3 protein-coding genes and 6 pseudogenes are annotated in these 6179 nt (G+C 56.4%); 3 read left to right on the top strand and 6 right to left on the bottom strand.

The features are described from left to right. From U1708_RS20825 to U1708_RS20395, 3 genes and pseudogenes are all read left to right on the top strand, one after another. A pseudogene (locus U1708_RS20825) lies at positions 1 to 100 on the top strand (IS630 family transposase); the annotation flags it as partial. Positions 101 to 676: 576 nt separating this feature from the next. Beyond that, positions 677 to 1921 (top strand): cytochrome P450, encoded by a 1245-nt coding sequence (locus tag U1708_RS20400; RefSeq protein ID WP_332748118.1) that lies wholly within the window; start codon positions 677 to 679, stop codon positions 1919 to 1921. Positions 1922 to 1994: 73 nt separating this feature from the next. Beyond that, positions 1995 to 2852: a fumarylacetoacetate hydrolase family protein gene (locus U1708_RS20395; RefSeq protein WP_332748116.1), complete on the top strand. Its 858-nt coding sequence runs from the start codon at positions 1995 to 1997 to the stop codon at positions 2850 to 2852. Between the two features lie 65 nt (positions 2853 to 2917). Here U1708_RS20395 and U1708_RS20820 read toward each other — a convergent pair whose 3' ends face one another. The 6 genes and pseudogenes from U1708_RS20820 to U1708_RS20815 all read right to left on the bottom strand — a co-directional run. Then, positions 2918 to 3295: a MarR family winged helix-turn-helix transcriptional regulator gene (locus tag U1708_RS20820; RefSeq protein ID WP_443030101.1), complete on the bottom strand. Its 378-nt coding sequence runs from the start codon at positions 3293 to 3295 to the stop codon at positions 2918 to 2920. 671 nt (positions 3296 to 3966) lie between these two features. After that, positions 3967 to 4183, bottom strand: a pseudogene (locus tag U1708_RS20390) (transposase); the annotation flags it as partial. Next, positions 4180 to 4552: pseudogene (locus U1708_RS20385) on the bottom strand (transposase domain-containing protein); the annotation flags it as partial. The pseudogenes U1708_RS20385 and U1708_RS20390, both read right to left, overlap by 4 nt. A gap of 4 nt (positions 4553 to 4556) precedes the next feature. After that, positions 4557 to 5173: pseudogene (locus U1708_RS20380) on the bottom strand (IS630 family transposase); the annotation flags it as partial. Further along, a pseudogene (gene tnpC, locus U1708_RS20375) lies at positions 5172 to 6086 on the bottom strand (IS66 family transposase); the annotation flags it as partial. The pseudogenes U1708_RS20380 and tnpC, both read right to left, overlap by 2 nt. Continuing rightward, a pseudogene (locus U1708_RS20815) lies at positions 6080 to 6179 on the bottom strand (IS630 family transposase); the annotation flags it as partial. The pseudogenes U1708_RS20815 and tnpC, both read right to left, overlap by 7 nt.

Genomic DNA, 6179 nt, shown 5'->3' with positions numbered 1-6179 from the left:
CATCCATGGCCTCTGGGACGCCATCGGCCGCATCGTGGACCTCTACTCACCCCAGGAATGCTCGAACTATTTTGCAGCCGCTGGTTACGATGCAGACTGATCAGAAACCGCTCTAATTCGCCATAAACTTGGTTAGGGTCTGCAAGAACGGGGCGAGGGCGGCGAAAAGGCCGTTAACCCCTACTCAGCAATGCGCGCGGCCACTTTAGGAAGCGAACGATCCGACTAGGCGGAGGCGCTCCCAAACGCGGATCAGTCAAAAGGCCGGCGACGACCGCGGCTTTCCCGTTCTTGCTCAATGCGGGACGGCTGATACAAAATGACGCGCCCGGCCAGCGCGCGATCCGCGCAATTCTTGGACCGGCTCCGATTTTCGGTCCCTAACAGGATACGAGTCGGTTTGGCCCTACGCTTTGGGTCGGCTGCTTCGAATAGATCGTTGTGCACGCGCCGCGGACGCCGTTGGACATCGCCTACTCGGACCTTCCGAACGTTGGGTGCCCTGGATTAGGCGCTTCGAAGAGCGGTGCCTCTTTGGATTACCGGCTCTCTCCGGCTGCCCCATCACCGGTAGCGAGATTTCCAAGAGACAGTGGGACTCAGACAACTCCAAAATTGACAGCTTGCTTACGACTATCTAGAAGATGGGCCCAAACAATGGGCTTAGGAGGCTCGGATGGTCGTTGGTGCGGGAATAGACACGTTGTGCGCAGATGAGGCCCGCAAATTCAATCTTTTGGCACCGCCAGACGAATATTTTGATGATCCAAGCAAATACTTTAAGCTTTTGCGGGATCATGACCCAGTGCACAAGCAAGCGGACGGTACCGTTCTGCTCAGTCGTTATGAAGATGTGCGTCAGATTTGGCGCGACCTTACCGGTCTTGTGTTTAAAGGCGATTATTTTAAAGAACGCTTTGGAGAAGGCCCTCTTCTTGAGCACCACACGTCAACGATGCTGTTCCGCGATGATCCGGACCATGAGCGCCTACGTAATATCGTAAATCCCTTCTTCTCGCAGGCCTCGATAAAAGGACTTACCGGCTTCACAGAGCAGGTAGTCGAACACGAGATAGACAAGGTCAGAAAGATGGGCTCATTTGATTTTGTCCATGATTTCGCATTCCGCATTCCAGTAACGCTGATCTGTCGCGTTATTGGAGTCCCATTGAACGATGCCGACTACATACAATCAGTGGGTCGAAAGGTGCTTTTCCCACTAAATCCGCAGGTTTCTTCTGACGCTATCGAACAAGGCCATAAGGCTGTTGCCGAGTTTAAGGACTATCTCCGGGTCCATCTTGACGAAGTAAAGTCACGTCTAGCAATCGATCGAGAGGAAAGTATACTTTGTGCAATGGCATCATCCCAGCGCGAAGGCGTCGAGGTTAGTGATGACGAGATTTTGCACATGTGCATCGTGACCTTAAATGGTGGGCATGAGACGACCACAAATTTGATCTCGCAATCAATCCATTTCCTAATGAATGATCCAGCCAGTATGCGTCAATTAAGAGAAGGCGAAGTGCCTTTGCAAACTGCCTTTGAAGAGTTGACCCGCTTTATAACCCCTCTTCAACTTCAGGGGCGCCGGACAACTCAGAATATCGAGTTGACCAGCGGCAACGGCACCATCCCAGCAGGCACCGAAGTCATACTTTCCCAAGCTTCCGCCAATAGGGATGAACGCGTCTTTGAGCACCCTGACAAGCTAGTTCTAGGACGTCGACCAAATAACCACGTAGCTTTTGGGGCTGGCATCCATGTATGTCTAGGCCGGCCACTCGCCCGTTTGGAAGCACCTATCGCAGTCGCTGCCGTGCTAAAAAAACTGCCAAACCTTACGCGTAACGGCGATGCAAAGTTTCATCGCAACACGCGATTTCGAGGTTTGGAGCAGTTTCCGGTCAAGCTGGTTTAACAGCAGCAACCACGTTCTGCCGCAAGCAGGATGACGGAGCTACAATAGGCTTTTGAATCGTTAGGAAGATGTTATGCAGATCTGCCGTTTCGAAAAATACAAAGTGGGTATAATTTTGGGTGATGAGGTCGTAGATGTTACGTCCGCACTAGGTATCCTTCCCGAGTCGAGGTATCCACTGCCGAGATACGACCTAATGATCGCAAATCTGGATCAACTCAAAACTAGTTTCGATGAAGCTGCTCAGTATGGCGAGCGAAAACCTGTCTCTAGCGTTGATTTCGACGCGCCCGTCGCCAATCCAGGTAAACTTGTCGCGGCTCCTGTTAATTACGTTAAACACTTAGAAGAAGCCCGCGAGCAAGTAGAGTTGCATCATAACAACTCGGCACAAATCCGTATGATACATGAGACGGGTTTATTTCTAAAAGCCACCAGCAGTCTTATTGGGCCTTCTGAGCCAGTGAGACTACGCTTTCCAGAGCGGCGAACTGATCACGAGATTGAACTCGCGGTTGTTATTGGTAAACGCGCTGATCGGGTTCCGGCCAAACGAGCACTTGAGTATGTAGCTGGGTACTCGATTGGGCTTGATATGACGGTCCGGGGTGCCGAGGAAAGAAGTATGCGTAAGTCGATTGATAGCTATTCTGTTTTAGGTCCATGGTTTGTGACTTCGGACGAGCTTTCAGATCCTTCCAATCTCGACTTTGAACTTAAGGTTGATGGGGTGACCAAACAGAAGGCAAATACTCGCGATCTCGTTCTAAGCGTTCCCGAACTCATCGAAATGGCAAGTCGCTTTTATTGTCTTGAGCCCGGAGACGTAATATTTACCGGGACGCCTGAGGGTGTTGGAGAGGTTAAGGCGGGAAACCGATTAACTGCGTGCGTCGAGGGTATCGGATGCATGACAGTAAATATAGCTTGAGTCATCATTTTATCAAATTTGCAATGGCGAGTGGATCTAAAGTATCAGCTATAAGATCAATCCCGTTAATACATTGTCGGAATTGAAGGACGTGTACGCTTGCCCGATGCCTTTACGAAGGTTTGAAGAGTAGAAATAAACTGGTTATGCTCATTTGGGTTTAGGTCGTCTAATAACAACGACTTGAGCCTATCAACCCTCCCACTTGCTTCCTTATACAGTCTTTCACCTGTTGTCGTCAGCGTCAGAACTTTCAGACGTCCGTCGGACTCGCTTTTGGCGATGCAAATCAAGTCGCGTTTCGCGAGTGCCGTGGCGGTCCTACCACAACTTGCTTTATCAACTCCTGCGCGACGAGCGATCTCTGTTACAGATTGCCCCGGAAAACTGTGAGTCGCAGCGATCGTTATCCAGCTTATAGGCGAAAGGTCTAAGCCACTCATTGCCTCATCGAAACAGTGTAGAAAAATCTGGTAACTGCGCCGTATCAGATGTGCGGGATGATTTATCAAGTCGCTAAAAGATATGTCGCTATCTGGCGAAAACACACTCGGATTGACCATCGCAAGTTTTGTCAATTCTTATATCCGCTTCTTAATTTTTAGAGTGCATTGGACAAAGCCTTGCATCTGCGTTCGCTGCCGACCGCGACGAGCAATAGCACGTCGCAGCCTGATCTTCCGTAAAAAAAACGACGCATCCAAGCCTTAGGCCTCGCTGCCCTGAAACGTTTGCACTCTCGTTTAGAGCAACGGCGATGACTGGCTAGGGAGCGTGGACGGATTAGTTGACGCTGGATCGAACGGTTGATTCAGGGCTTCCCTTTGAAGGCATGAGTGAGCTGGGGCGATCTGAGCGAGGCGGAGTGGCGGGTCTTGAAGGGTCTGTTGGCGATCGAACCATCGATGCGTGGTCGCGGACGGCGTCCGACCGAGAACCGAGCGGTTCTGAACGGTATCTCTGGCGGCAGCGCTGTTGGGCGCCCCGACGCAGCAGCGCCCAGACGATACTCACCACCTTGGCTGCCAGTGCCTCCACGGCGGTGTCGTGATGGAAACGTGAAAGAAAGCCGCGCAGCTAGGCGCCAAGTCGTGGGCGCTCTTGCCCATAGTCGGCAGTAATGCTCGGGCACCGTGGATCAGGTTTTTTCGCAGATAGCGGCCTCCGCGCTTGGCGATGCCGAGCAACCGCTGTTTACCCCCGGTCATCGCTTGACGCGGCACGAGCCTAAGCCAGGCGGCAAGATCCGTCCCCCGTCCGAAAACTCGAGGGTCGCCAACTGCAGCTACCAGCGCCGTCGCGTTCAGCGCGCCGATGCCAGGAATGGTCAGGAGGCGCTGCGTTCGCTCATCCGTAAGCGGCGTTCTCGCACCACGCCGGGGGCTCGCTTCCACGGCATAAGCGTGTCGATCTTGTTGGCCGGGTGACCGCCGGCGAGCCGGCATAGCGTGTCGGCGAGCCACGCTTGACGGTTGATGCTGTTCAGTTTGCAGGTCTCGATCAGCGAGGCGATGACGGCCCAGTTGGCGGCACCATCATCGGAACCGGCAAAGAGCGCATTCTAGCAATTGAGCACCAGCCGCCGGATCGAACGCTCGGCGATATTGGATCTCGATGCGACCGTCATCGAGGAACCGGGTCAACCCGGTCCAGCGGGTCAGGGCGTACCGGATCGCGTCGGCGAGCTTGCTCTTCCGGCTCGACCTAGTGGATTGATTCCAACGTGTGGTGCCCATGCCTGACAGCGGCGATAATCTGGTCGGGATCGGCCTTCCAGGCGAACGGTCTCGGCTCCCGATTATGCTCCTTGATGAAGCGGTTGATGGCGGCCTAGAGGTCGACGACGGAGCAGAAGATACCGCTCTTCAGGCGCCGGCGGGTCAGCTTGGCGAAGAAGCCCTCGACGGCGTTCAACCACGAACACGACGTCGGCACGAAGTGGAAGGTCCAGCGCGGATGCCGGGCAAGCCAGGCGCGGGCCTTCGGCTGTTTGTGGGTGGCGTAGTTGTCGAGGATGACGTGGACGGCCCTGTCGGACGGGAGCTCGGCCTCGACGGCGTTCAGGAAACGGATGAACTCCTGGTGCCGATGACGCTGCATGTTGCGCCCGATCACCGAGCCGTCGAGCACGTTCAGCGCCGCGAACAGCGTCGTCGTGCCGTTGCGCTTGTAGTCGTGCGTCATGGTCGCACCCGGCCGCGCTTGAGCGGCAGCCCCGGCTGGGTGCGATCGAGCGCCTGGATCTGGCTCTTCTCGTCCACCGACAGCACGATCGCGTGCGCCGGCGGCGAGACGTAGAGGCCGACCACGTCGTGCAGCTTCGTCGAGGAACGTGCGCAGGTCGGCGACGATAGGCGCGTTCAGCTTCAGGCGCGTTGCCCGTCTGGCGTCACGATCCAGGCCGCGGATATCCTGCTCGACCGCATAAAGCCGCGCGATGCGAACCAGGGCCTCGGCGGCGACCGGGCCTGACGCGGCAAGTTCGAAGAAGCCGCGTCGCACGTGCGACCAGCAATAGGCGAGATGTACCTGGTTCGATCGAACAAGCGCGTTGTAGCCGGCATAGCCGTCGACCTGCAGCACGCCGGTAACGCCAGCGAGATGCTCGCGCGGACGCTCGCCTTTGCGGTCAGGCGCATAGACATAGGCAACGGCGGGCGGATCGCACCCGCCCCACGGTCTGTCGTCACGGGCGTCTGCCCGGAGCTGCCCGGCCTTGGTCCGCTCTCGTCCGGGATCGAGCCCGGGGGCAGTCGTCTCGTCAGCGAACAGCTTCGTGCTGCGCTTGAGCTCGGCGAGCAGGTGATCGCGCAAGGGTGTAAGCCACCAGGCGGCACGCCCCACCCAGTCGGCCAGCGTCGAACGATCGAGGTTTATGCCCTGCCGTGCGTAGATCTGCGCCTGACGGTAAAGCGGCAGATGGTCAGCATACTTGGACACCAGCACATGTGCGATGAGCGCTTCGGTCGGAAGGCCGCCTTCGACGGTACGCGGCGGGGCCGGTGCCTGGACGGGGGCCGCCTCGCAGTTCCGGGACCCGTAGCGCGGGCGGCGGGTGACCAGCACCCGGAACGTCGCAGGGACCATGTCGAGCCGCTCGGCGACATCTTCGCCGATGACATGCAGCGCCCCGCCGCAACACGAACACGCCGTGTTCTCGAGCTGGATCACCTGTTCGATGCGTTCGAGGTGGGCAGGCTGGCGCCAGCGATTAGAGCGGTTTCTGATCAGTCTGCATCGTAACCAGCGGCTGCAAAATAGTTCGAGCATTCCTGGGGTGAGTAGAGGTCCACGATGCGGCCGATGGCGTCCCAGAGGCCATGGATG

The sequence above is a fragment of the Sphingomonas arabinosi genome (assembly GCF_036663715.1).
Classification (GTDB): domain Bacteria; phylum Pseudomonadota; class Alphaproteobacteria; order Sphingomonadales; family Sphingomonadaceae; genus Sphingomonas.
The sequence above is the reverse complement of the archived record's forward strand: the minus strand, read 5'-3'. Positions and strand labels throughout refer to the sequence as shown.

Coding starts and splice junctions, on each gene's coding strand:
- U1708_RS20395 (WP_332748116.1), top strand. CDS start 1,995: ATGCAGATCTGCCGTTTCGAAAAATACAAAGTGGGTATAATTTTGGGT.
- U1708_RS20400 (WP_332748118.1), top strand. CDS start 677: ATGGTCGTTGGTGCGGGAATAGACACGTTGTGCGCAGATGAGGCCCGC.
- U1708_RS20820 (WP_443030101.1), bottom strand. CDS start 3,295: ATGAGTGGCTTAGACCTTTCGCCTATAAGCTGGATAACGATCGCTGCG.